Source organism: Streptomyces sp. NPDC107522, assembly GCF_055657525.1.
Map to the genome: position 1 here is coordinate 25970 of NZ_JBVKAU010000013.1, position 25613 is coordinate 51582.

Annotated in this window: 20 protein-coding genes; 16 read left to right on the forward strand and 4 right to left on the reverse strand. The window is 71.2% G+C overall.

Annotated elements, in window-relative coordinates:
- Positions 1 to 258 precede the first annotated feature (258 nt).
- Positions 259 to 2493, forward strand: a complete 2235-nt coding sequence (locus ACZ7L6_RS31885) for a putative bifunctional diguanylate cyclase/phosphodiesterase (protein WP_471929923.1) — start codon at positions 259 to 261, stop codon at positions 2491 to 2493.
- Between the two features lie 126 nt (positions 2494 to 2619).
- Here the strand turns inward: ACZ7L6_RS31885 and ACZ7L6_RS31890 are convergent, their stop codons facing one another.
- Positions 2620 to 3204 (reverse strand): TetR/AcrR family transcriptional regulator, encoded by a 585-nt coding sequence (locus tag ACZ7L6_RS31890; RefSeq protein WP_471929925.1) that lies wholly within the window; start codon positions 3202 to 3204, stop codon positions 2620 to 2622.
- Positions 3205 to 3313: 109 nt separating this feature from the next.
- Here ACZ7L6_RS31890 and ACZ7L6_RS31895 point away from each other — a divergent pair, with 109 nt between their 5' ends.
- The 5 genes from ACZ7L6_RS31895 (at position 3314) to gatB (ending at position 7369) form a co-directional block, all read left to right on the forward strand.
- Entirely contained in the window at positions 3314 to 3685 is a 372-nt protein-coding gene (locus ACZ7L6_RS31895) for a DUF4267 domain-containing protein (protein WP_471929927.1), read from the forward strand.
- 118 nt (positions 3686 to 3803) lie between these two features.
- Positions 3804 to 4100, forward strand: a complete 297-nt coding sequence (gene gatC, locus ACZ7L6_RS31900) for an Asp-tRNA(Asn)/Glu-tRNA(Gln) amidotransferase subunit GatC (protein ID WP_007384860.1) — start codon at positions 3804 to 3806, stop codon at positions 4098 to 4100.
- A gap of 6 nt (positions 4101 to 4106) precedes the next feature.
- Complete coding sequence (gene gatA, locus ACZ7L6_RS31905; protein WP_471929930.1) at positions 4107 to 5600, forward strand: Asp-tRNA(Asn)/Glu-tRNA(Gln) amidotransferase subunit GatA; 1494 nt, start codon at positions 4107 to 4109, stop codon at positions 5598 to 5600.
- Positions 5597 to 5839 carry a hypothetical protein gene (locus ACZ7L6_RS31910; protein WP_398823518.1) on the forward strand — a complete coding sequence of 81 codons (243 nt, stop codon included), beginning with the start codon at positions 5597 to 5599 and terminating at the stop codon, positions 5837 to 5839. The genes gatA and ACZ7L6_RS31910 overlap by 4 nt, the downstream gene beginning before the upstream one ends.
- Positions 5840 to 5854: 15 nt before the next feature.
- Entirely contained in the window at positions 5855 to 7369 is a 1515-nt protein-coding gene (gatB, locus tag ACZ7L6_RS31915; protein WP_471929932.1) for an Asp-tRNA(Asn)/Glu-tRNA(Gln) amidotransferase subunit GatB, read from the forward strand.
- A 90-nt stretch (positions 7370 to 7459) separates the two neighbouring features.
- Here gatB and ACZ7L6_RS31920 read toward each other — a convergent pair whose 3' ends face one another.
- Entirely contained in the window at positions 7460 to 8266 is an 807-nt protein-coding gene (locus ACZ7L6_RS31920) for an SAM-dependent methyltransferase (RefSeq protein WP_471929934.1), read from the reverse strand.
- Between the two features lie 188 nt (positions 8267 to 8454).
- On the opposite strand from ACZ7L6_RS31920, the gene ACZ7L6_RS31925 reads away from it, so the two are divergent.
- From ACZ7L6_RS31925 to ACZ7L6_RS31955, 7 genes are all read left to right on the forward strand, one after another.
- The gene (locus tag ACZ7L6_RS31925; protein ID WP_471929936.1) at positions 8455 to 8862 is read left to right on the forward strand and encodes a hypothetical protein; all 408 of its coding nucleotides are present in this window, start codon (positions 8455 to 8457) and stop codon (positions 8860 to 8862) included.
- 265 nt (positions 8863 to 9127) lie between these two features.
- Positions 9128 to 11374 (forward strand): MMPL family transporter, encoded by a 2247-nt coding sequence (locus ACZ7L6_RS31930; RefSeq protein ID WP_471929938.1) that lies wholly within the window; start codon positions 9128 to 9130, stop codon positions 11372 to 11374.
- Positions 11352 to 11927 carry a GNAT family N-acetyltransferase gene (locus ACZ7L6_RS31935; RefSeq protein ID WP_471929940.1) on the forward strand — a complete coding sequence of 192 codons (576 nt, stop codon included), beginning with the start codon at positions 11352 to 11354 and terminating at the stop codon, positions 11925 to 11927. The genes ACZ7L6_RS31930 and ACZ7L6_RS31935 overlap by 23 nt, the downstream gene beginning before the upstream one ends.
- A 63-nt stretch (positions 11928 to 11990) precedes the next feature.
- On the forward strand, positions 11991 to 12575 hold the full coding sequence (locus ACZ7L6_RS31940) for a hypothetical protein (protein ID WP_471929942.1): 585 nt from the start codon (positions 11991 to 11993) through the stop codon (positions 12573 to 12575).
- A gap of 207 nt (positions 12576 to 12782) precedes the next feature.
- The gene (locus ACZ7L6_RS31945; RefSeq protein WP_471929944.1) at positions 12783 to 12968 is read left to right on the forward strand and encodes a hypothetical protein; all 186 of its coding nucleotides are present in this window, start codon (positions 12783 to 12785) and stop codon (positions 12966 to 12968) included.
- A gap of 374 nt (positions 12969 to 13342) precedes the next feature.
- A complete protein-coding gene (locus tag ACZ7L6_RS31950) occupies positions 13343 to 16387 on the forward strand; it encodes a helix-turn-helix transcriptional regulator (RefSeq protein WP_471930202.1) in 3045 nt (1014 codons plus the stop codon).
- 38 nt (positions 16388 to 16425) lie between these two features.
- The gene (locus ACZ7L6_RS31955; RefSeq protein WP_471929946.1) at positions 16426 to 16629 is read left to right on the forward strand and encodes a DUF6191 domain-containing protein; all 204 of its coding nucleotides are present in this window, start codon (positions 16426 to 16428) and stop codon (positions 16627 to 16629) included.
- A gap of 11 nt (positions 16630 to 16640) precedes the next feature.
- Here the strand turns inward: ACZ7L6_RS31955 and ACZ7L6_RS31960 are convergent, their stop codons facing one another.
- Positions 16641 to 17843: a PQQ-dependent sugar dehydrogenase gene (locus tag ACZ7L6_RS31960; RefSeq protein WP_471929948.1), complete on the reverse strand. Its 1203-nt coding sequence runs from the start codon at positions 17841 to 17843 to the stop codon at positions 16641 to 16643.
- A gap of 184 nt (positions 17844 to 18027) precedes the next feature.
- Entirely contained in the window at positions 18028 to 19026 is a 999-nt protein-coding gene (locus tag ACZ7L6_RS31965) for an aldo/keto reductase (RefSeq protein WP_471929950.1), read from the reverse strand.
- Positions 19027 to 19102: 76 nt separating this feature from the next.
- On the opposite strand from ACZ7L6_RS31965, the gene ACZ7L6_RS31970 reads away from it, so the two are divergent.
- From ACZ7L6_RS31970 to ACZ7L6_RS31980, 3 genes are all read left to right on the forward strand, one after another.
- On the forward strand, positions 19103 to 20053 hold the full coding sequence (locus ACZ7L6_RS31970; RefSeq protein ID WP_471929952.1) for a 2-hydroxyacid dehydrogenase: 951 nt from the start codon (positions 19103 to 19105) through the stop codon (positions 20051 to 20053).
- Positions 20054 to 20504: 451 nt separating this feature from the next.
- Positions 20505 to 23522 carry a putative bifunctional diguanylate cyclase/phosphodiesterase gene (locus ACZ7L6_RS31975; RefSeq protein ID WP_471929954.1) on the forward strand — a complete coding sequence of 1006 codons (3018 nt, stop codon included), beginning with the start codon at positions 20505 to 20507 and terminating at the stop codon, positions 23520 to 23522.
- A 237-nt stretch (positions 23523 to 23759) separates the two neighbouring features.
- Positions 23760 to 25613: an acetolactate synthase large subunit gene (locus ACZ7L6_RS31980; protein WP_471929956.1), complete on the forward strand. Its 1854-nt coding sequence runs from the start codon at positions 23760 to 23762 to the stop codon at positions 25611 to 25613.

Here is a 25613-nt window from a genome sequence, read left to right on the forward strand (position 1 = left end):
CCGATCGGCGCATATCAGATGCATACGGGTGGCTGGGGCGCATTCGGGCAACCGTCGACGACCGCTGCCCGTGGAAGCCTTCTGCGGCCTACTGTTGAGGGGTGCGCCTGCCGTGCCCAGCTGCGGTTGGGGCATCCCCTTGACTCTGAAGGGCTTTGAAGGGCAAGGGGAAGGGTTTTCCAACGCGGTGCCGTTGAAGGTTGTTGTCGGGCATCGGGCCGCGTGGCGTGGGCACCGCCGGCTGTGAGAGGGACGGGAATGGAACCGACCGAGAGCGCCGCCCCCGACTCACGGCTGCGCCGGCTGGCCGGCGCATGGCGGGGGTGGGCGGCGCGGACCGCGGAGCATTCGCGCGCGGAAAGAGGCGCGGGGAGCGCCGCCGCACCGCACACCGTGGCGGACGGCCACGCCGCCGTGCCGCTCGGCGCCGAGCGCACCGCCGGGCTGCCGGGCTCCGACCATGAACGGCACCTGTCCTGGCCCGCGCTGCCCGCGGCGGTCGTCGCGGCGGCCGGGTTCGTCCTCGGCGCCGGGTTCTACCGGGCGTTCACCGGCAACCACGCCCTCTTCCCGTCCGGGACCGTCGGCTGGTCCCTGGCCGTGCTGACCGGCGTCATCGTCGGCCACCTCGTCATGCTCGGCCGCGCCCGCTGGTGGGGCGGCACCGGCTCCGGCGCCGCCCTCACCCTCGCCGTGCTGGTGCTTTACGGCTGGGTGCCCGCCGGCATGGTCAGCCTCACCGTCGTCGTCCTGGTCGGCGTGGCCCGCCGGGGCCGCTGGCGGCAGGGCGTGCTGCACGGCGCGGTGGACATCCTCGGCATCGCCGCCGGCGCCCTCGTGCTGGCCGCCTTCGGCCGCGTACCGACCGTCGAGCACCCCTGGAACCCCGACACCTGGACGCTCTACACCGCGCCCGGCGTGGTGCTCGTCGCCGCCGCCTACCTCGCGGTCACCCGTGTCCTGCTCTGGTATCTGCACGCCCCGCGCGGCGGCCTGCCCACCGTCGCCCGCACCGCTCTGGTCAGACAGGGACTGGTCGCGGTCGCGCTGCTCGGTATCGCACCGCTGGTGTGCGTGGTCGCCATCGCCAAGCCGCTCCTGCTGCCGCTGTTCTCCATCCCCCTCATCGCCCTCGACTCCACCCTGTGGATCGCCCGGGCCCGGGCGGAGGAGCAGCTGCGCGACCCGCTGACCGGGCTGCCCAACCGGCAGTGGCTGCTGGAGCGCATCTGGACCGCGCTCGACGACGCCGAGCGCATCGGCGCCCGCTCCGCCCTGATGCTGATCGACCTCGACCGTTTCCGATCGGTCAACGACACCCTCGGTCATCTCGCCGGGGACCGGTTGCTGTTGCAGATAGCAGACCGGCTGCGCCTCGCCCTGCCGCGCGGAGCGGAGGCCGCGCGGCTCGGCGGCGACGAGTTCGCCGTCTTACTGCCGGTCGCCGACTCCACCACGTCCGCGACCCGCGTCGCCCGCGGCCTCGTCGCCGCCCTCAGCTCCCCGCTCGACCTCGACGGCCTCACCCTGGTCCTGGAGGCCAGCGCCGGCGTCGCCGTCTTCCCCGACCACGCCCTCGACGCCGAGGGGATGCTGCGGCGCGCGGACGTGGCGATGTACCAGGCGAAGCGAGACCGTACGGGCGTAGAGGTCTACGAGTCGAAGCGGGACTCCAACACCCCGGACCGGCTCGGCCTGCTCGGGGATCTGCGCCGGGCCCTCGACGCGCACGAGGTCGAGCTGCACTACCAGCCGAAGGTCCGCTTCGACGGACAGGTAGCCGGCCTCGAGGCCCTGGTCCGCTGGGTGCATCCGGAGCGCGGGAAGGTGCCGCCGGACGAGTTCATAGCGATCGCCGAGTCGTCCGGGCTGATGCCGCATCTGACGGAGTACGTGCTGGAGACGGCGCTCGGGCAGGTCGCTCAGTGGCGCTCTCAGGGGTTGTACGTGCCCGTCGCGGTCAACGTCTCGCCGCGCGATGTCCACACCCCCGGGTTCGCGGGTTCCGTCGCCGCGCGGCTCGCCCGGCACGGTGTCCCGGCGGGAGCGCTCCAGCTGGAGATAACGGAACACGTCCTCCTGGAGGATCCGCAGCGCGCCGCCGACACCCTCGCCGGCCTGACCGGGCACGGCGTGAAGATGTCCCTGGACGACTTCGGCACCGGGTACTCGTCCCTCGTCCACCTCAGACGCCTCCCGGTGAGCGAACTGAAGATCGACCGCTCCTTCGTCGCCCGCCTGGCCGTGGACACGGAGGACGCGGAGATCGTCCGCTGCACGGTCGACCTGGCGCATTCGCTGGGTCTGCTCGTCGTGGCCGAGGGCGTGGAGGACGACGAGACCTGGGAACGACTGCGCGACCTCGGCTGCGACGCAGTTCAGGGCTGGCTGGTCGCAGCGGCGATGCCCCCGGAAGAGACGACGGCCTGGCTGCGGGCGCGAGGATCGCGCGGTTGGCAGCGTCCGAGGGCCGCACTTCCTGCCGCCGAGTAACGGCAACGCGCCCCTTTAGGGGCGCGGGGCTGTATCGATATGCGGCTCCGCCGCGCGGGCGCGACCAGCCACGACAAACCCGCAGACGCGCGAAGGCACATCGCGGCACCTCCCATCGCGGCCTTGTCAGCGAAGCGCCCCGCTGAAGTGCCCCGTAAGCAGTTCCAGCCGCCGCTCATGCGCCCCCTCCGGCAGCCGCCCGCTCCGCATCAGCGTCACCAGGCCGTGCAGACCGGCCCAGTACGTCTCCGTCAGCAGGTCCACGTCGTCGCCCTCGGCCGCGATCGGTTCGACGGCCTGCCTCAACTCGCCGAAGGCATCCTGCAAGGCCGCCGGCGCCTCGGGCGTGGCGAACGGCAGGTCCACGCGGAGGGTGAAGATCGCGTCGTACAGCGCCGGGCGCCGCCGCGCAAATGCCGTGTACGTCTCACCGACCGCCGCCAGTGCCTCGCGCCTGCCGGCGGCAGCCACCCGCGCCGTACGCAGCTCGACGGCCAGGTCGGCGCAGCCCTGCACCGCCACCGCCGCCATGATCGCGTCCTTGCCCTTGAAGTGGCTGTAGAGGACGGGCTGGCTGTACTCGACCTCGGCCGCCAGGCGGCGCGTGGTCACCGCCTCCCAACCCTCGGCCTCCGCCAGCTCCCGAGCGGCCGTGACGATCAGCCGCTCGCGCTCCGCTCGTTCGCGCTCCTTGCGCGTCTGGATGGACATACCCCGGATTCTAGCAGTGCTAGCGAATCTGTCGGCGCTCTGCTAGCGTCGCTTCAAATGCTAGCGCTGCTAGGAATTCTGTCCGTCCGACTCGACGAGGAGACCCGGCATGACCGTCACCGCGTACACCCTGGCCGTCGTACTCAACCTGTTCGTCCTGTTCATCGGGGCCCGCTTCCTGCTCCAGCCCCGCCCCTCCGCCGCCGGCTACGGCGTGCCGGCCGACCCCGACGGCGACGCCTCCGCGTACCTCACGATCAAGGGGCTGCGCGACGGCACCTTCGGCCTGATGGGGCTGGCGCTGCTCGCGTTCGTCGGCGCCGAGGCCGAGGCCTGGTTCATGTTGTGCGTCGCGGTGATCCCGCTGTTCGACACCGTGATCGTGCTGCGCCACGGCGGTGCGAAGGCCGTCGCGTTCGGGATCCATTTCGCCACGGCGGTCGTTGTGCTGATCAGTGCGGGACTGTTGTTCGCCGTCTGACCGCGGTGGCCGTCGCTACGCCGGGCGCCGAGCGGCGGGGAAACCGTTTCACGGCCATCGGCCCCCGCCCCATAGGATTGGCCCCAAACCACACACACTCACCCCAGAGGATCGCTGCATGCCTGGCATCACGCGCGAGGAGGTCGCCCACCTCGCCCGGCTGGCGCGTCTGGAGCTGAAGCCCGAAGAGCTCGAGCACTTCGCGGGACAGCTGGACGACATCATCGGCGCGGTCGCACGCGTCAGCGAGGTCGCCGACCAAGACGTACCGCCGACCTCGCACCCGCTCCCGCTGACGAACGTCATGCGCGCGGACGAGGTCCGTCCGTCGCTCACCCCCGAGCAGGCGCTCTCCGGCGCCCCGGCCCAGGAGCAGCAGCGTTTCAAGGTGCCGCAGATCCTGGGGGAGGACTAACAAGCCATGACGGACATCATCAAGCTCACCGCCGCCGAGACGGCTGAGAAGATCGCCTCCGGCGAGCTCACCGCCGTCCAGGTCACCGAGGCCCACCTCGCGCGCATCGAGGCCGTCGACGAGAAGGTGCACGCCTTCCTGTACGTCGACCGCGAGGGCGCCCTGGCCCAGGCCCGTGCCGTCGACGAGAAGCGCGAGCGGGGCGAGAAGCTCGGGCCGCTCGCCGGCGTTCCCCTCGCGCTGAAGGACATCTTCACCACCGAGGGCATCCCGACGACCGTCGGCTCGAAGATCCTTGAGGGGTGGATTCCGCCGTACGACGCCACCCTCACCAAGAAGCTCAAGGCCGCTGACGTCGTCATCCTCGGCAAGACCAACATGGACGAGTTCGCCATGGGGTCGTCGACGGAGAACAGTGCATACGGGCCCACCGGCAACCCCTGGGACCTCACCAAGATCCCCGGCGGCTCCGGTGGCGGTTCCTCCGCCGCGCTCGCCTCCTTCCAGGCACCCCTCGCCATCGGCACCGACACCGGCGGCTCCATCCGCCAGCCGGCCGCCGTCACCGGCACGGTCGGCGTGAAGCCGACGTACGGTGCCGTCTCCCGGTACGGCATGGTCGCCTTCTCCAGCTCCCTCGACCAGGGCGGCCCCTGCGCCCGTACGGTCCTGGACGCGGCCCTCCTCCACGAGGTCATCGCCGGGCACGACCCGCTGGACTCGACGTCGATCGACGCGCCCGTGCCGCCGGTCGTCGAGGCCGCCCGCAACGGCAGCGTGGCGGGCATGCGCGTCGGTGTCGTCAAGCAGTTCCGCGGCGAGGGCTACCAGGCCGGCGTCATCCAGCGCTTCGACGAGTCCGTCGAGCTGCTGAAGGAGCTGGGCGCCGAGATCGTCGAGCTGGACTGCCCGTCCTTCGACCTCGCGCTGTCGGCGTACTACCTGATCGCGCCCTCCGAGTGCTCCTCCAACCTCGCCCGCTTCGACGGCCTGCGCTACGGCCTGCGGACCGGCGACGACGGCGCCCACTCCGCCGAGGAGGTCACCTCGCTCACCCGCGCGGACGGCTTCGGCCCCGAGGTCAAGCGCCGCATCATGCTCGGCACGTACGCGCTCAGCTCCGGCTACTACGACGCGTACTACGGCTCCGCCCAGAAGGTCCGCACGCTCATCACGCGCGACTTCGAGAAGGCCTTCGAGCAGGTGGATGTCATCGTCTCGCCGACGACGCCGACCACCGCCTTCCCGATCGGCGAGCGTGCCGACGACCCGATGGCGATGTACCTCGCCGACCTGTGCACCATCCCCACGAACCTCGCGGGCAACGCGGCCATGTCGCTGCCCTGCGGCCTGGCTCCGGAGGACAACCTCCCGGTCGGCCTGCAGATCATCGCCCCGGCGCTGAAGGACGACCGCCTGTACAAGGTCGGCGCCGCCGTCGAGGCCGCCTTCGTGCAAAAGTGGGGGCACCCGCTGCTCGAGGAGGCTCCGTCGCTGTGAGTAAGGCACTGTCCAAGGCCAAGGGCTTCAAGAAGTCCAAGTCCGGTCTGTACCTGTCCATGGCCACCACCGCGTTCGGTGCGGTCACCGTCGTCAAGCAGGCCAAGAAGGCCCGCCTGGAGAGCGACACGCTGCGCCTGATCGACGCCGGAGTGTCCGCCGCCGCCATCGTCACCGGCCTCGCCATCCTCTACCGCGAGCTGAAGCGGCTGGGCGACGACGACGTCCTGCTGGGCTGAGAGGGAAGTTTCACCGTGACCACCACGACCGACCTGGTGTCGTACGAGGACGCTCTCGCGTCGTACGACCCCGTCATGGGCCTCGAGGTCCATGTCGAACTCGGCACCAAGACCAAGATGTTCTGCGGTTGTTCGACCGCGCTCGGCCAGGACGCCAACACGCAGACCTGTCCCGTCTGCCTCGGCCTGCCCGGCGCGCTTCCGGTCGTCAACGCGACCGGCGTCGAGTCCGCCATCAAGATCGGCCTCGCGCTGAACTGCGAGATCGCCGAGTGGTGCCGCTTCGCCCGGAAGAACTACTTCTATCCGGACATGCCGAAGAACTTCCAGACCTCCCAGTACGACGAGCCGATCGCCTTCAACGGCTACCTCGACGTCCAGTTGGAGGACGGCGAGACCTTCCGCGTGGAGATCGAGCGCGCCCACATGGAGGAGGACACCGGCAAGTCGACGCACGTCGGCGGCGCCACGGGTCGTATCCATGGCGCTCAGCACTCGCTGCTCGACTACAACCGCGCCGGCATCCCGCTCATCGAGATCGTCACCAAGCCGATCGTCGGTGCGGGCGAGCGCGCCCCCGAGGTGGCGAAGGCGTACGTCCGTGAGCTGCGCGAGCTCATCAAGGCGCTCGGCGTCTCCGAGGCCCGTATGGAGATGGGCCAGATGCGCTGCGACGTGAACCTGTCGCTGATGCCGAAGGGCTCCGACAAGTTCGGCACGCGTTCGGAGACGAAGAACGTCAACTCGCTGCGGTCCGTGGAGCGCGCCTGCCGTTACGAGATCCAGCGGCACGCGGCCGTCCTGAGCGGCGGCGGCACGATCGTCCAGGAGACCCGCCACTTCCACGAGGACACGGGGTCCACGACCTCGGGCCGCGTGAAGGAGGAGGCCGAGGACTACCGGTACTTCCCGGAGCCCGACCTGGTCCCCGTCGCCCCCACCCGCGAGTGGGTCGAGGAGATCCGCGCCGCGCTGCCCGAGCTGCCGCTCGTGCGCCGCAACCGGCTCCGCGAGGAGTGGGGCATCAGCGCCACCGACATGCAGGCGATCCTCAACGCCGGTGCGCTGGAGCCGATCGTCGCCACCATCGAGGCCGGTGCCGACGCGGCTTCCGCCCGCAAGTGGTGGATGGGCGAACTCGCGCGCAGCGCCAACGAGTCGGGCAAGGCGCTGGACGAGCTGGCGATCACGCCGGCGCAGGTCGCCCGCGTCGCCGAGCTGGTCTCGAAGGGCGACCTGAACGACAAGCTGGCCCGTCAGGTCATCGAGGGCGTCCTCGCGGGCGAAGGCACGCCGGACGAGGTCGTCGACAAGCGCGGGCTGAAGGTCGTCTCCGACGAGGGCGCCCTGGGCACCGCCGTCGACGAGGCCATCGCCGGCAACCCGGCCATCGCGGACAAGATCCGCGGCGGCAAGGTGGCCGCGGCCGGCGCCCTGGTCGGCGCGGTCATGAAGGCGACCCGGGGCCAGGCCGACGCCGCGCGCGTCAAGGAGCTGATCCTGGAGAAGCTGGGCGTCAGCGAGGGCTGAGACCCACCGTCGTGAACCCCGAGGGGGATGCATCAACGGCGATGCATCCCCCTCGGCGCGTTTTCGGCTCAGGCGGTCTGCGAGCGCCCGTTATGGGATACGCCGGCCCACCAGCCGTACGAAGCCCAGCGCGCGGCCCTCGTCCAGCCGCACCATCTCGCCGACGCGGCGGGCCATCGTGCGATGGAACTCCTCCGGGCTCTCCTCGGCGATCACGTCGCACCACAGCAGCCAGTCCCGCCAGCCGTCCGGCTGCCAGTCGGCCGCCTCGACCTCGACGGCGCCACCGCGGGTCCAGTGCCGCCGCCACCACTCGGCGGAGTGGAAGCACCAGAAGTCGGGCTCCCACCAGGGCTTGAGGTGCTCCGGCGGCTCGCTGCCCTCCGGCTCCTGCCGGAGCGCCGGTACGACGACACCGATCCGCCCGCCGGGCTTCAACAGCCGGGTGAGCGTCGGCAGATACAGATCGTTCGTGCCGAAGTACTGGTACGCGTCGATGCTCACGATCGCGTCGAAGCTGCCCTCGGCGAACGGCAGATCGTGCGCCTCGGCGTGCACGGGCAGCACACGGTCGGCGAAACCGGCCTCGGCGATACGCGCGGCGTTCTCGTCGGGCTTGATCCACAGGTCGGCGGCGGTGACCTGGGCGTCGTACTCCCTGGCCAGGAAGACCGACGTCATCGCCCGGCCGCAGCCCAGGTCGAGGATGCGTGCGCAGGGGCGCAGGGCGTCCAGGCCGAGGGCGGGGGCCAGCCACTCCAGCAGCCACAGGGCGTTCGGGCCCATCTGGTTCTCGATGACCCAGCGGGTGTCGTAGCTGTTGCTGCGCGGGTAGCGGGCGTGGGTCAGCCGCTTGGTGAGGTCCTCACTCGAGGTCCTCGGGGTGATGTCCGGCATCGGTGAACGGGCTCCTTGAGTCCGGGGAAGCGGAAAGGGATACGTCGGAGCTCGGCCGGACGCTCAAACAATGCACCTGCCCAGGTCGGCGGCGATGTGCCGCGGGACGGCTGACCTTCGGAAGCTAGCAGCCGGCCGTCCTGACCCGCATCCGGGTTTCCCGGCGCGACGCGCTACGCTCGCCCGCCATGAGTGGACGTGGTGATTCCGAAATAGCCGAGACACGGGAGGACCAGTCCCAGACGCCGGACGACGAGCGGGACCTGGCGGGCCCGGAGGACGTGCAGGACGCCGAGGACTCGGAGGGCCCGGAGGACGCCGAGGATCCGGAGGACGTCGAGGACCCGGCGCAGGTGGCCCGGCGGGCCCGCTGGACGGCCGCCGTGACCGGGGCGCTCCTCGCCCTCGCCGGGCTGGCCGCCTCGACGCTGCGTGCTGCCGGTTCCGCGCCGGCCCTCGTCCCGGCCGCCTACGCCTTCGGGGCCGCCGTCTGCGCGCTGGCCGCGTTCCTCGGCTCCCGGGGGCGCACCCGGCGGGCGCTGTGGCTGCTCGTGGCCGGGGTGATGGTGATGGCGCTCGGGGACCAGTTCGACTGATTCGGCTGTTTCCGCCGATTCGGCCGAGAAGTTCCCGCTGCGTGGACGTAATTCTGTGAGAGCTGCCACCTCCGGCGACACAGTGGCCGTTACTGTCCTGTGATCTGCCTCCCATTCCTGTGAATAAACCCACGAACGCGGCAAACGATCACCGGCGCCTGCAACAGTGGCTTCACAACCCTCATGCGTTCTTTGCGGGCTGTTCACCTCATGAACAACTGTTCCCGACCAAAGATCCCCACATAGTCGACCCGGGAGCACGTTCGTGGCAGCTCTTGCACGCTGGTGTGTCCAACGCCGCCTCGTCGCCGTCCTGCTCTGGCTGCTCGCCTTCGGCGGGGTGACCGCGGCCGCGGCGGGCACGGGCACCGCGTACTCGAACGACTACAACGTCCCCGGCACCGAGTCCGGCCGCGCCACCCAGCTCCTGGAGGACGGCTTCCCCGGCCTCGGCGGTGACAGCGACACCGTCGTCTGGCACACCACGTCTGGCACCGTCCGGGCCGCCGACGTCGAACAGACCATGACGCGCACGCTGGGCAAGATCGCGGACCTGCCCGGCGTCGCGGCCGTCGGCAGCCCGTACGGCAAGCAGGGCGCCGCCCAGATCAGCGAGGACGGGCACACGGCGTACGCCACCGTCACCTTCGACGACAGCGCCGAGAACCTCGACAAGGGCGAGGCGCAGGCCGTCGTGAGCGCCGCCAAGGCCGCCGAGGCCGACGGGCTCCAGGTGGAGCTGGGCGGCAGCGCCGTCGGGCTCACCGAGTCGCCGGGCGGGCACGTCGCCGAGATCGTCGGCGTGGCGGTCGCCGCGGTCGTGCTGTTCCTCGCCTTCGGCTCGCTCGCCGCCTCACTGCTGCCCATCGCCACCGCACTGGTGAGCGTCGGCACCGCCTACGCCGGCATAGCGCTGCTCGGGCACGCCATGACCGTCGCCGACTTCGCACCCATGCTCGGCATGCTCATCGGGCTCGGCGTCGGCATCGACTACGCCCTGTTCATCGTCACCCGACACCGGCGCGGACTGAAACGCGGACTGTCCGTCCCCGAGGCGATCACGAACGCCGTGTCGACCACCGGACGGGCGGTCGTGTTCGCGGGTGCCACGGTGTGCATCGCCCTGCTGGGGATGCTGATACTCCAGCTCAGCTTCCTCAACGGCGTCGCCATCGCAGCCTCGCTCACCGTGATCCTGACGGTCGCGGCCTCCGTGACCCTGCTGCCCGCCCTGCTGTCCTTCATCGGCATGCGCGCCCTGAGCCGCCGCGAGCGACGCCGACTGGCCGAACACGGGCCCGAGCCGGAGCTGCCGACCGGGTTCGCCGCACGCTGGTCGGCGTTCGTGGAGCGCCACCCCAAGGCGCTCGGCGCGATCGCCCTGGCGGTCATCACGGTCCTGGCCCTGCCCACCCTGGGCCTGCGCCTGGGCACCTCCGACCAGGGCAACAACCCCGAGTCCGCCACCACACGCCAGGCCTACGACCTCCTCGCCGACGGCTTCGGACCAGGCGTGAACGGTCCGCTGACCCTGGTCACCGAGGTCGACGGCGGCGACGACAAGCTCGCCCTCGACAACCTCGACGCCACCCTGCGGAGCACCGAGGGCGTCGCGTCGGTGACCCCGGTGACGTACAACACCGGCGGTGACACCGCGTACCTCACCGTCGTACCGGAGTCCTCCCCGCAGTCGCAGCAGACCAGTGACCTCGTCGACCGGCTGCGCTCCGAGGTGCTGCCCCGCGCCGAGACCGGCACCTCGCTCGATGTGCAGGTAGGCGGCATGACGGCCGGCTACGACGACTTCGCCGACGTGATCGTCGGCAAGCTGCCGCTGTTCGTCGGTGTCGTCATCGGCCTGGGCTGTCTGCTGCTCCTGCTCGCCTTCCGGTCCGTCGGCATCCCGCTGAAGGCCGCCGCGATGAACGTCGCCGCCGTCGCCGCAGCCTTCGGTGTCGTCGTCGCGATCTTCCAGTGGGGCTGGGGGAGCGAGCTGCTGGGGTTGGGCCGCGCGGGCCCGATCGAGCCCTTCCTCCCGGTCATCATGGTGTCGGTGCTGTTCGGCCTGTCCATGGACTACCAGGTCTTCCTGGTCAGCCGGATGTACGAGGAGTGGCTGGAGACCGGAGACAACCGGCGGGCCGTCCGCGTCGGCCTCGCCGAGACCAGCCGGGTGATCAACTCCGCCGCGGTCATCATGATCTCGGTGTTCCTCGCCTTCGTCCTCAGCGGCGACCGGGTGATCGCCATGTTCGGCATCGCCCTCGCCGCCGCCGTGGCCCTGGACGCCTTCGTGCTCCGTACGCTCCTCGTCCCCGCCCTGATGCACATGCTCGGCGGCGCCAACTGGTGGCTGCCCCGCTGGCTGGACCGGCGCATGCCTCGCATCAGCATCGAGCCGCCCGAGTCCCGTGCCGCCCATGAGAGGCTGGCCGCCGCGACGGACGCCGAGGTGGCGGACGTGCTGGCGGAGGAGGAGCGACAGCGGGATGTACGCGATATCGCTGGGTGACGACGGAGCGGAACTGCGGCCCCTGGAACCCTGGCATGCGGAGGAGTTCCTGGCGCATCTGAACCGGGGCAGGGAGTTCATCGGGCAGCACATCCCGTTCGGGGCCAACGCCATCGACACCGACTCCGCGCGGGAACTCCTTCAGTCGTACGCCGACAAGCGCGCCGCCGACACCGGCAGCCTGCACGGGCTGTGGCTCGACGGCAAGCTCGTCGGCGGCGTGCTGTTCCTGCACTTCGACGCCGAGCGGGGCACCTGCGAGGTCGGCTGCTGGCTGGAACCGGCCGGCTCGGGGCGCGGACTGGTCACGCGTGCCATGCGGGTCCTCATCGACTGGGCGGTTGACGTGCGCGGCATCCACCGTGTGGAGTGGCAGGCGTCGTCCGCCAACGAACCGAGCATCAACGTGGCGCGGCGGCTGGGCATGACGCGTGACGGCGTGCTGCGACAGAGCTACCCCTATCGGGGAGCGCGCCAGGACCTCGAGGTGTGGTCCGTCCTCGCCCCCGAGTGGCGTGAGGCACGCGCGCGTGCCGCTCACAACGACCATTAAGAGTCCTCTCGATCGTCACGATCATTAAGAGACCTCTCAGACAGCGTCCGTACGGTGCGAGGCATGGGAACGAAGACAGTGGACGAGACCGGCGCCGACACCGGCACCGAGGCGAAGACCGACGAGGAGAAGGTGGACGTCGTCAAGACGGCTGACGCCACCGGCTCCACCGACGCCGACGAGGTGACGGAGAACGACGAGGCCGAGGCCGGGGACGAGGTGACCGCGGAGGCCACGGAAGAGGGCCCGTCCGGCGTCGGCCAGGGCGCGGGGGCGGTCGTCTCCGCGGCGCTGGGCCTGGTGTCCCTGACCGGCGGCTGGCTGGGCACGATCGCCTCCGCGCGGCAGAACCTGATCGCCCAGCTGGAGTCCTCGACGTCCTCGTCCCAGAACGTCTCCAAGCTGCTCGAGGCCGGCTACGGGGACGCCTGGAAGGCCAACGCCCTGTGGGCCGGCGCGTTCGCGCTGGCCGCGCTGATCGTCGGCGTCGTGGTGCTCGCCCGGCCCGCGTTCGGTGCGCCCGGCAAGCCGCAGGCCGTGTGGATCAAGTCGGTCGCCTGGGGCGGTGTCGCGCTCGGCGTCATCGGCCTGCTGCTGGCCGTGCTCAAGTACACCGACGCGCTGCTCGGCCTGCCGTCAGCGGGCTGAATCACCGCAGGTCCCGAGGGGGCCTCAGAGTCGCCGTAAGCACCTTAGGCGGCGCCTGAGGCCCCTCACGCGCGTCTAAGGCCCCTCCCACCGGCGAAGATGCGGAACTCTCCCGATGTGGCGGACCCCCCTGGGAGACGAAGGTTGAGGCATCGCAGCAAGCGAAGCCGACAACCGACTCTCACCAGGAAGAACGAGGAACCTGCCATGTACGACTACGAGTTCCACCACCTCCGCTCCGCCGACCTGATCCGCCGTGCCGAACACGAGCGCCTGGTCCGCGAGGCACTCCGCGCCCGCCGCGAGTCCACGGAACGCTCCGCCAAGGGCGCGGCGGAGAAGGAGGCCCATACGTCCCGCCTCCGCAGGAACCGACACCCACGCGCCGCGTGAAGGCAGGGGCCAGGGGGGAAGACGGACGCTTCTCGACGCCGGGCGAGCCGATCTCGGCCCGTCCGGCGTTCGAGGACGGGGCGAGGCCGTCCCCAGCCCCCGCCCACCCGTTGGGGGTGGCGCGTGTGGGCGTCGGTCAGGACGATTCGAGCGGTCCGGCGTTTGAGGGCGCGGGAGGGCCGCCCCTCACGCCCACGCACCCGCCGGGGGCGGCGCTTCTCGGCGCCGGTCCAGGTGTGCCAGCCCGTCCGGCGTTCGAGGACAAGGCCACTTCAGGGCCGAAGCGGGGGGCTGGGGGCGGCAACCCCCAGGAGGCGGCACCATCGACGCCGAGCCCGGCGAAAACCGGTGCCGGACTGTCGGTGCCGCGTGCGATGCTCGGCCCCGTGGAGACCAGGTCCGTAAGTCCCGTGTTCGTCGGCCGCGCAACCGAGTTGGAGACCCTGAACGCCGCCCTCGCCCAAGCCGCCGGAGGCAACCCGCAGGCGCTGGTGATCGGCGGGGAGGCCGGCGTCGGCAAGACGCGCCTCGTCGAGGAGTTCGCCGCCGCCGCCGCCCGCGAGGGCGCCGTCGTCGTGCTCGGCGGCTGCGTCGAGATCGGCGCCGACGGGCTGCCGTTCGCCCCGTTCTCCACCGCGCTGCGCGCCCTGCGCCGCGAACTGCCGGACGAGCTCGCCGCCGCTGCCGCCGGTCAGGAAGAGGAACTGGCCCGGCTGCTGCCCGAGTTGGGCGAGAGCGCACTGGCCCGAGGGGCGGACCGTTCCGACGAGGAGGGCATGGCCCGCCTCTTCGAGCTCACGGCCCGTCTCCTGGAGCGGGTCGCCGCCGCCCGGACCGTCGTCGTAGCCCTGGAGGACCTGCACTGGGCCGACGCCTCCACCCGCCACCTCCTCGCCTACCTCTTCCGCACCCTGCGCACCGGCCGCCTCGTCGTCCTGGCCACCTACCGTTCCGACGACATCCACCGCCGCCACCCGCTGCGCCCGCTCCTCGCCGAACTCGACCGGGTGCGCACGGTCCGCCGTATCGAACTCGGCCGCTTCAACCGCGCCGAGGTCGGCCGTCAGATCGCCGGCATCCTCGCCACGGAACCCGACCCCGCCCAGGTCGACGACATCTTCGAACGCTCCGACGGCAACGCCTTCTTCGTCGAGGAACTCGCCGTCGCCGCCCACGACGGCTCCTGCGCCGGCCTCACCGACTCCCTGCGCGACCTGCTCCTGGTCCGCGTCGAGGGGCTGCCCGAGAGCGCCCAGCGGATCGCCCGGATCGTCGCCGAGGGCGGCTCCACCGTCGAGTACCGCCTGCTCGCCGCCGTAGCCCAGCTCGCCGAGGACGACCTCATCGAGGCCCTGCGGGCCGCCGTGAACGCCAACATCCTCATCGCCGCGCCCGACGGCGACGGCTACCGCTTCCGGCACTCCCTGGTCCGCGAGGCCGTCGGCGACGACCTGCTGCCCGGCGAGCGCTCCCGCCTCAACCGCCGCTACGCCGAAGCCCTGGAGGCGGACCCGACGCTCGTCCCGGCCGACGTGCGCGTGATGCGGCTGGCCAGCTACTGGTACCACGCCCACGATCCGGCCAAGGCCCTGCCCGCCGTCCTGGATGCCTCGGTCGCCGCCCGCCGCCGGCACGCCCACTCCGAGCAACTGCGCCTGCTGGAGCGGGCGATGGAACTCTGGGACTCCACTCCCGAGGACGTACGGGCCACACTGCGCCCCGTCGACTACGCCGAGGTCTATCCGCCCTGCGGCTGCGACCCGGAGACCACACCCCTGCGCTACCTCGACCTGATGGCCGAGGCCGCAGTCGCCGGACGGCTGTGTGGGGAGCGCGAACGGGCCCTGAAGATCACCAAGCGGGCCCTGCACCTGCTGGAGGACGAGGGGGATCCCCTCCGCGCCGCCTGGTTCTGGGTCCAGCGCTCCCGCCTGGTCCAGGCGCAGGCCCGCGGCGACGGCTGGAAGGAGCTCGGCACGGCACGGGAGTTGGTGCGCGGTCTGCCACCGTCCGAGGTGCACGCCGAGGTACTGGCCACCGCGGCCAACTGGTCGATGCTGCGCAACCCGGGGCCCGAGGCCGTGTCGGCCGCCGAGCGGGCCGTCGAGTACGCGCGCATGGTGGGCGCCGAGGACATAGAACTGAACGCGCGCCTCACGCTCGGCGGCCTCATGGTCGACGCCGGGCAGATCGAGGCCGGACTGGCTCAGATGTACGAGGTCAGGGACGAGGTGCTGGCCCGCGGCCTCACCGCCGTGGTGGGGCGCAGCCATGTGAACCTGCCGTCCGTCCTGGAAGGCATCGGCCGCTCCGAGGAATCCGCCGAGATCCTGCGGGAGGGCCTGCGGCTGACCCAGAAGACGGGCCTGCGCGACTCCGAGGCCTGGGTCTGGGCGAACCTCGCCGAGTCCCTGATCTCCCTGGGCCGCTGGGACGAGGCCGCCGAGGCCGCGGTCAACGCCCGGGGCACGGGACAGTCCGCCAAGCCACGCGGCGGAGGCTCCAACTGGCTCGGCCACCTCGCGCTCGCCCGCGGCGAGGTCGCGGAGGCCGCCCGCCATCTCGCCGCCGCCCGCGCCTCCTACGGCAGCCACGACCCCATGCCGCAGAACAACCTCCCGATGTCCTGCCTCGCCGTCGGCACAGCCGCCGCACAGGGCCGCCTCCTCGACGCCCGCGCGGAGACCGACCGGGCCCTGAGCGCCGGCTTTCCGCCGGGCACCCATCGCTACGCCTGGCCGCTGCTGCGGGCCGCCGCCGTCGCCGAGTCCGACGCCCGCGCGCTGCCCACGGCGCAGGAGGGCCGGGCCGCCTTCCTGGAACGGCTCTCCGAAGCCGTCCGCAAGCTCACCACCGGCGTGCCCCTGTGGCTGGCGTACGAGAAGTGGACCCGAGCCGAACTGGACCGCGCCGAGAGCCGGGCCACCCCCGACACCTGGTCGGACGTGGTCACCGCCTTCGAAGCCCTGGAGCGCCCCTACGACCTCGCCCAGGTCCGCCACCGCCTGGCCGAGGCCCTGCTCGCGATCGGCGGCGACGACGAGCGCGCCCGCGCCACGGAACTGCTCCGCCTGGCCCGAGCCACCGCCACCCATCTGGGCGCCCGTCCCCTCGCCGAGGCCACGGCCCACCTGGCCCAGCGAGCCCGTCTCACCCTCACGGCAGCCCCGCCCCCGCCCGACCCGTCCGACGCCCTCGGTCTCACCACCCGGGAACGGGACGTCCTCCGCCTGGTCTCCGCCGGCCGCACCAACCGCCAGATCGCCGAGGAGCTGTTCATCTCCCCGAAGACGGCCAGCGTCCATGTCTCGAACATCCTGGGCAAGCTCGGTGTCTCGGGGCGTGGCGAGGCGGCTGCGATGGCGCATCGAATGGGGCTGTTTTCGGCCGAAACACTCACGTCAGGGACGCGAAGCTGAGGCTTACGCTGTAAGGGACGTCGGTCCAGGGAGGACCCTTGTTCAACGCGTTCGAAGAACTCTTCGCCCCAGGCCGCAAGCACACCCGTGACGAGAAGAACCGTCTGGCGCTGACTCGCGTGGACGTCGGGGACAACGACCCCGGGCGCGGACCCATAGATCTCGCGTCCGGGAAGGTCGTCGTACGGCCGCCCGAGCAGTCGGGCGAGGAAGACGACGCGGAGGACGACGCGCAGAGGTGACAGGGGGCGGCTCAGCTCACCTGCACCTCCAGGATCCGGTCGTCCCCGTCCTTGGGGCTGCCCCGCCCGTCCGTGTTGCTCGTCGTCAGCCACAGCTTGTCGCCGCCCGCCGCGACGACCGTGCGCAGACGGCCGTAGTCGCCCTCCAGGAACGCCTGCGGATCCGCCGAGGCCTCTGTCCCCTTCAGCGGGATGCGCCACAGGCGCTGGCCCTTCAGGCCGGCCATCCAGAGGGAGCCCTCGGCGTAGGCGATGCCGCTGGGGGAGGCGTCGTCGGTGCCCCACTGGGCCAGTGGGTTGTGGTACTCGCGGTCGTCGGACTTGCCCTCGACCTCCGGCCAGCCGTAATTGTCGCCAGGCGTGATCGCGTTCAGCTCGTCCCAGGTGTCCTGGCCGAACTCCGCGGCGAACAGGCGCTGTTTGGCGTCCCAGGCCAGGCCCTGCACGTTGCGGTGGCCGTAGGAGTACACGGGGGAGTCGGGGAACGGGTTGCCGGGGGCCGGTTCGCCTTCCGGTGTCATGCGCAGGATCTTGCCGCCCGTGGACTCCTTGTCCTGGGACAGACCTGTGTCGCCGCTCTCGCCCGTGCCCGCGTACAGCATCTTGTCCGGGCCGAACGCGATTCTGCCGCCGTTGTGGATGAAGCCCTTGGGGATGCCCTTGAAGATCGTGTCGGGCGCACCAAGCTGCTCGCCGGACGGCCGCTGCTCGTCGTACAGCATGCGGACGATGCGGTTGTCCGAGGCCGAGGTGAAGTACGCGTAGACCATGTGGTCCGAGGCGTAGTCCGGCGACAGTGCCAGGCCCATCAGGCCGCCCTCGCCCGCCGGGGACACCCCCGGTACCTCGCCCAGCTCCGTCTTCTTGCCCGTCTTCCCGTCGACCCGCGTGATCGTGGCCTCGTCGCGGGAGGAGACGAGCAGGTCGCCGTCGGGGAGCGGGGCCAGGCCCCAGGGAGTGTTCAGGCCCTCGGCGACCGTGCGCACGACCTTGGCCGTGCCTTGCGCGGGCGGAGTCTCGGCCGCCTCACCGGTGGGCGACGATCCGCCGGCCGTGGCGTTGCTCGATGCCGCGGTCCTGCCCTCGCCCGGCGATCCCCCGTCGTCGGAGGAGCAGCCGGCCGTCAGCAGAAGCGCGGCCGCGGCCCATACGGCCGTCACAGCTCGACGATGCACGATCACGGTCCCTTCGACGCGGCCGGTTCTACTCTTCATACACCGCTCGCGCCTCAGAGGTTCCCGATCCATGAACCTCGAATCAGTGCGGCCCGGGAGCCTTGGATTCAGTGCCGCCGGGGAACCTCGGATCAGTGCCGCCCGGGAATCTTGGATCGGGTGCCGCCCGGCCCTCAGCCGGTTCCGGTCTCCCCGGCCGGATTGCGCCCTGGCTCGGCCGACCTCAGTCCCAGGACCCCTGCGCCCCCGGCAGCTCCGCCACCTCCGCCAGGTCCTCCCGCGTCAGCCGCACCCCGTCGGCCCCCGCGTTCTCCGTCACCCAGCGTTCCTGCTTGGTGCCGGGCACCGGGACGACGTGCCGCCCCTGCGCCAGCACCCACGCCAGCGCCACCTGCGCGGGCGTGACCCCGGCGCCGTGGCGGGCCGCTATTCGGCGCAGGCCGGCCACGATCGGCTGGTTCGCCGCCATCATCTCCGCGGTGAAGCGGGGGTGCCGGGCGCGGACGTCGTCCGGTTCGAAGCCCTCGCCGGGGGTCAGCGTGCCGGTGAGGAAGCCGTTGCCCAGCGGCATGGCCGCCAGGAATCCGACGCCGCGCGCCTCGCACCACGGCAGCAGCGTCTCCAGCGCCTCCGGTGACCACACCGACAGCTCCGCCTGCACGGCACTGACCGGGAACACCTGCTGCACCCGCTGCAGTTGGCGGATCGTCACGTCGTGCAGACGGGTCCCGGAGCGGCGGCCCCCCCGCGCGCCCACCGCGCACAGCCCCAACGCCCGTACTTTTCCGGCCTGTACGAGCTCCGCCATCGCACCCCACGTCTCCTCGACGGGGACTTCGGGGTCCGGGCGATGCAACTGGTAGAGGTCGATGACGTCCGTCTGCAGGCGGCGCAGGGAGGCATCGCAGGCCCGCTTCACATAGCCGGGGCGGCCGTTGGCCACGATGTGCTGTTCGCCGACGAGCAGACCCACCTTCGTCGACACGAACGCGTCCTGGCGGCGTTCCTTCAACACCCGCCCCACCAGCAGCTCGTTGGTGAACGGACCGTACATGTCGGCCGTGTCCAGCAGCGTCGAGCCCAGATCGAGCGCCCGGTGCACCGCCCTGACCGACTCCTCGCCCCGCTGCCGCGACGAGCTGTACGCCCAGCTCATCGGCATGCACCCGAGCCCGACGGCTCCCACCGCGAGCGCCGCCGCGCCGATCGTCCTGCGCTCCACCTGGCCGTAACCCTCCCTCTTCCGGCACCCCAACCTAGCCTCTGAACTCCTGTTCGCTTGCCATAGCCTCCTGACCATGACTGGTGACGTATGGCTCCCCATCCCCCCGGAAGAGATCGAAGGACTCCCGGAGGGGCCCGACTACCGCTTCTGGAACGGCGCCGAGGACTTCCCCGCCGACCCGGCCGACTGCGTCTTCTACGTCGTCCCGTACATGAAGGCGCCCGAGCTCGGGCAGCGTCCCCTGCCGCGGATGAGCTCCGTGGAGGTCGTGCAGACGCTGTCGGCCGGCATCGACCACGTGGAGCCGGGCCTGAAGCACCTGCGCCCGGGCGTGCGGCTGTGCAACGCGCGCGGGGTGCACGAGGCGAGCACCGGTGAACTCACCCTCACGCTGATCCTCGCCTCGCTGCGCGGCATCCCCGACTTCGTGCGGGCGCAGGACAAGGGGGAGTGGCTCGGCGGATTCCGGCCCGCGCTCGCCGACAAGAACGTCCTCATCGTGGGATACGGCTCGATCGGGGCCGCGATCGAGGACCGGCTCGCACCCTTTGAACTCGCGCGGGTGGCGCGCGTCGCGCGCTCTGAGCGCACCACGGCGCGCGGACCTGTGCATCCGCTCACCGAACTGCCTGCCCTGCTCCCGGAAGCGGACGTCGTCATCCTGTCCACGCCGCTGACCGAAACCACTCGCCACCTGGTCGACGCCGAGTTCCTCGCCCGGATGAAGGACGGCTCGCTGCTGGTCAATGTCGCCCGCGGAGCCGTCGTCGACACCAAGGCGCTGCTCGCCGAGCTGGAGACCGGGCGCATCACCGCCGCCCTGGACGTCACCGACCCCGAACCGCTGCCCCGGGAGCACCCCCTGTGGCGTGCGCCGGGCGTGCTGATCAGCCCGCACGTGGGCGGGCCGACGTCCGCGTTCCTGCCGCGCGCCAAGCGGCTGCTGGTGGACCAGTTGCGTCGTCATGTGAACCGTGAGCCGCTGCGCAACGTGATCCTTACGACGGGCGCGACGCGCGCGTGACGCTCCTCGGCTGAGCGTGGCGCACGGGCCGCGTACGCCGATCGCAACCGATCATTAATCCGCTTCGAGTACCCTCCGCAACCTCACGGAAGCGGTCCGTACTCGCATATGCGCTGGTCGTCACGGAGCGTAGAGGCACTATGTCCCTGAGTGACGAGACTGGTGTATCGTCCGGACAGGGGTTGCGCCGGGCACCGTCGGCGCCGGGGATGGACATTTCAGATTTGTGAGGGGGGCGACGGGCGATGCACGGCCTATGGACGAGCGATCCGACGCGGCGGGGCCGCCGACGGCGACCCTGGCACACGGCCGCGCGCAGACGCGGCCACCACGGCACCCACGGCTGCCGTCACAACCATCACCACCGCAGGCACAGCAGCCGCAGGCGGCATGCCCAGCCGGCGCACCGGGACCCTCGGGATCCGGGAGCGGCGCGGACCGGGAGGGACCGGTGAGTTCGCCGCCGCCCCCCACGACCACCCTCGACTCGGCGCTGCGGCCACAGTCGTCGCCGGCGGCGATGCTGCCCCGCCTCTCGTCCCCCGGCGGCGGCTCGGGAAGGGTTCCGCAACTCGTTCTGGCCCTGGTGTGCGCGGGATACGCCGTCGGTTCCGCGATCGGCTGGGGTTCGGACCAACTCGCGCTGATCATGGGCGACTTCGGGCTGGCCGCCGCGGCCGGCGCCGCCGCCGTGTCGTGCTTCCGCTACGCCCGTAGCCGCCGTATCCGCTTTCGACCCGCCTGGCTGCTGTTCGCCCTCTCCTCGGCGATGGCGGCCCTCGGCAACCTGGTCTGGGGGTGGTACGAGGTCGTCCTGGAGCGGCCCGTCCCCAGCCCCTCCTACGCCGACGGGTTCTTCCTGTGCTTCGCGCCGCCCGCCATCGTGGGACTCCTGGTGCTCGCCAAGCGCCCGGTGACGAAGGCCGGCTGGGTCTGCCTCGGGCTGGACGCCTGGCTCATCGGCGGCTCGCTGCTGACGCTCGCGTGGAGCCTCGCCCTGGCCCAGGCGGCCAAGATCGACGCCGGCGGCGGGGCGAGCGTGGCGCACACCGCGCTCTCGCTCGCCTACCCGCTGCTCGACATCGCCCTCGTCAGCATGGTGCTCGCGCTGCACTTCCGCCGCTCCTCGGCGAACCGCACCGCGGTCAACACCGCGATCGGCGCGCTCGCCCTGACCGTGATGTGCGACGCCCTGTTCACCTCGCCGCTGCTGCACAACAGCTACCGCTCCGGCCAGCTGCTCGACGCGGGCTGGTTCGCCGGCTCGCTGCTCCTGGCCTACGCCCCGTGGGCCACGCCCCGGCGCGGACGCGCGGACGCCGAACGGCACGAAGCGACGGGGCACACGCGCGTGGTGCACGAGCACGTGCCCGGACAGCGCGCCACGAGCCACCACCACACGCCCGCCCAGGGAGGTGATCTCACCCGGTACCCGGCCACGCGGCCGATCGCCGGCTCCCTGGCCGCGCTCACCCCGTACCTCGCCGCCGCCGTCTGCACGCTGGGGATCCTCTACAACGTCCTCAACGGCCGCAGCGTCGACCGCGTCGTGCTCATCACCGGCGGCACCGTCGTGCTCGCCCTCGTCGTGCGTCAGGGCATCATGCTGCTCGACAACATCACCCTCACCCAGGAACTGGCGCAGAAGGAGAACCACTTCCGCTCCCTGGTGCAGGGCTCCAGCGACGTCATCATGATCGCCGCGCCCAACGGCATCCTCAGGTACGTCTCACCGGCCGCCGCCGGGGTCTACGGCCGCTCCGCGGAGGAGCTGGTGGGTACGGAACTGGCCAATCTCATCCACCCGGAGGACCTGGGCTGCGTGGTGCACGAAGTGCGCCGCTTCCTCGCCGCCAGCCCACTCGAGGAACCCACTACGCGCATCGAATGCCGCTTCCGGTCCGGCGACGGCGGCTGGCTCAACGTCGAGTCGACCGTCAACCGGCACCATGGCGGCCTGATCTTCAACAGCCGGGACGTGACCGAAAGAGTGCGCCTGCAGGCGCAGCTCCAGCACAACGCCGAGCACGACCCGCTCACCGACCTGCCCAACCGCGCGCTGTTCACCAAGCGTGTCCAGCAGGCCCTGTCCGGCCGCCGCGCCACCGACCGCGGCCTCGCCCTGCGCAACACGGCCGTCCTCTTCATCGACCTCGACGGCTTCAAGGGCGTCAACGACACGATCGGCCACCAGGCCGGCGACGAGCTGCTCGTCCAGGCCGCCCGCAGACTCCAGGAAGCGGTCCGGCACGGGGACACCGCGTCCCGGCTGGGCGGCGACGAGTTCGCGGCCCTGATCGCCGGGGACAACACCCGCGACCGCACCGCCCGCGAACGGCACATCCTGGAGCTCGCCGACCGCCTCAGGGTGACGCTGTCCCAGCCGTACCTGATCGACGGCAACGATGTCCGCGTCAACGCCTCCATCGGCGTCGCCTTCGCCGAGCCCGGCCTCGGCGCGGGGGAGCTGCTGCGCAACGCCGACCTGGCCATGTACCGCGCCAAGGCGGGCGGCAAGGGCCGCGTCGAGCTGTACAAGCCGCAGATGCAGCAGGACGTCGTACGCAAGGCGGAGCTGGCCACGCGGCTGCGTGCCGCGCTGCACGACGGCGAGTTCGCGCTGCTGCACCAGCCGGTGGTGTGCCTCGCGGACGGCCGGATCACGTCGGTCGCCGCCCAGGCGCGCTGGCGGTCCTCGCAGGGGGTGCTGTTCACGCCCGCCGAGTTCCTGCGGGTGTCCGAGGACAGTGACAAGACCGCCGAGCTGGGCCGCTGGATGCTGGAGGAGGCCGTGGAGCAGGCCGCCGAGCGCACCGCGACCGGGCTCGCCGTACCCGTCGCGGTACGGATGGGCGCGCGCAGGCTGCTCGACCGGTCGATGCCGCTCGGCTCGATCGAGGCGCTGCTGACCCGGCACGGGCTGCCGTCCGGGTCGCTGATCATCGAGCTGTCCGACCTGGACCCCCGCGTCTCGCTGGACGAACTGGAGCGCCGCCTCAGCGGCCTGCGCAGACTCGGTGTCCGGGTCGCCCTGGACGGCTTCGGCAGCGGATACGCGGCGATCACGGCCCTGCGCCGGCTCCCCGTCGACGTACTCAAACTCGATCGCGGTCTGGTCGAGGGGGTCGTCGAGTCCGCCCGGCTGCACAAGATCACCAGCGGTCTGCTGCGCATCGCCGGTGACCTCGGGCTGCAGTCCGTGGCCGACGGGGTGGATCTGCCGGAACAGGTCGTCGCCCTGCGCGCGATGGGGTGCACGCACGGGCAGGGCATGGCGTTCTCCGGGCCGCTGGACGAGTACCGGCTGCGCCGGGCGCTCAATTCCGGCCACTATCCGGTGCCGCACGGACCGGTGGAGCCCGCGTTCGCGGGTGGCGGCTCGGCGGTGTACACCAGTGGTGTGACCGCTGTTCTCGGAGGCGGCAGTGCCCTTCGCTCACATAATGAGACTCCCGTCCCACCCACTTGACAGTGAGTGCGTGCCGGGGAGAGGGTCAGTGCCATGCGCACCCGAATTCTCGTACTTGGAAAGCGCGTCGGCTGAAGCTGGTGACGTCCGGACGGACCCGGAACTCCCAGCGACCACACCCGGCGCGCTCCCCTCGCTTGCCTTTTGGCACGAGGGGTTTTTTGTTGCACAGGCACCAGTCGTGCAGCACCGAAACTCCGCTCAAACCTCGCAAAAACCCTCAGCATCGAGAAGAGAATGCCGATGACCGAGCAGGCCACCGGGGCTCACCCGCAGCCGCGGCCCCGATCCGGAGGACACCAGTCCGCCCCCGAGCACGTCACGGGTGCGCAGTCCCTCATCCGTTCGCTCGAGGAGGTCGGCGCCGACACGGTATTCGGCATTCCCGGTGGTGCGATCCTTCCGGCGTACGACCCGCTGATGGACTCCACCCGGGTGCGCCACGTCCTGGTCCGCCATGAGCAGGGCGCCGGCCACGCCGCCACCGGCTATGCGCAGGCCACCGGCAAGGTCGGCGTCTGCATGGCGACCTCCGGCCCGGGCGCCACCAACCTGGTGACCCCGATCGCCGACGCGCACATGGACTCGGTGCCGCTCGTGGCGATCACCGGGCAGGTCGCGTCCTCCTCGATCGGCACGGACGCCTTCCAGGAGGCGGACATCGTCGGCATCACGATGCCCGTCACCAAGCACAACTTCCTGGTCACCAAGGCCGAGGACATCCCGCGGGTGATCGCGCAGGCGTTCCACATCGCCTCCACCGGCCGCCCCGGCCCGGTCCTGGTCGACATCGCCAAGGACGCCCTCCAGGCGAAGACCACCTTCTCCTGGCCGCCCACCATGGACCTGCCCGGCTACCGGCCCGTCACCAAGCCGCACGCCAAGCAGATCCGTGAGGCCGCCAAGCTGATCACCGCCGCGAAGCGCCCCGTCCTGTACGTCGGCGGCGGTGTCATCAAGGCCGGCGCCACCGCCGAGCTGAAGGTCCTCGCGGAACTCACCGGAGCGCCCGTCACCACCACCCTGATGGCGCTCGGCGCATTCCCCGACAGCCACCCGCTGCACGTGGGAATGCCGGGCATGCACGGTGCGGTCACCGCCGTCACCGCGCTGCAGAAGGCCGACCTGATCGTCGCCCTCGGAGCCCGCTTCGACGACCGCGTCACCGGCAAGCTGGACAGCTTCGCCCCGTACGCCAAGATCGTCCACGCCGACATCGACCCGGCCGAGATCGGCAAGAACCGCGCCGCCGACGTGCCGATCGTCGGGGACGCCCGCGAGGTCATCGCCGACCTGGTCCAGGCCGTCCAGAAGGAGCACGCCGAGGGCCACCAGGGTGACTACACCGCCTGGTGGAACGACCTCAACCGCTGGCGCGAGACCTACCCGCTCGGCTACGACCAGCCCGAGGACGGCTCGCTGTCCCCGCAGCAGGTCATCGAGCGCATCGGTCAACTCGCCCCCGAGGGCACGATCTTCGCGGCGGGCGTCGGCCAGCACCAGATGTGGGCCGCGCACTTCATCCAGTACGACAAGCCCGCCACCTGGCTGAACTCCGGCGGCGCCGGAACCATGGGCTACGCGGTCCCGGCGGCCATGGGCGCCAAGGCCGGTGCGCCGGCGAAGACCGTCTGGGCGATCGACGGCGACGGCTGCTTCCAGATGACCAACCAGGAGCTCACCACCTGCGCCCTGAACAACATCCCGATCAAGGTCGCCATCATCAACAACGGCGCCCTCGGGATGGTCCGCCAGTGGCAGACCCTCTTCTACAACCAGCGCTACTCCAACACGGTGCTGCACTCCGGCCCCGAGGCCGACGGCAAGCAGCCGAGCGCCGGCACCCGCGTCCCCGACTTCGTGAAGCTGTCGGAGGCCATGGGCTGCTACGCGATCCGCTGTGAGGACCCGGCCGACCTCGACAAGGTCATCGAAGAGGCGAACTCCATCAACGACCGTCCGGTCGTCATCGACTTCATCGTCCACGAGGACGCGATGGTGTGGCCGATGGTCGCCGCCGGCACCTCCAACGACGAGATCATGGCCGCCCGGGACGTCCGCCCCGACTTCGGCGACAACGAAGACGACTGA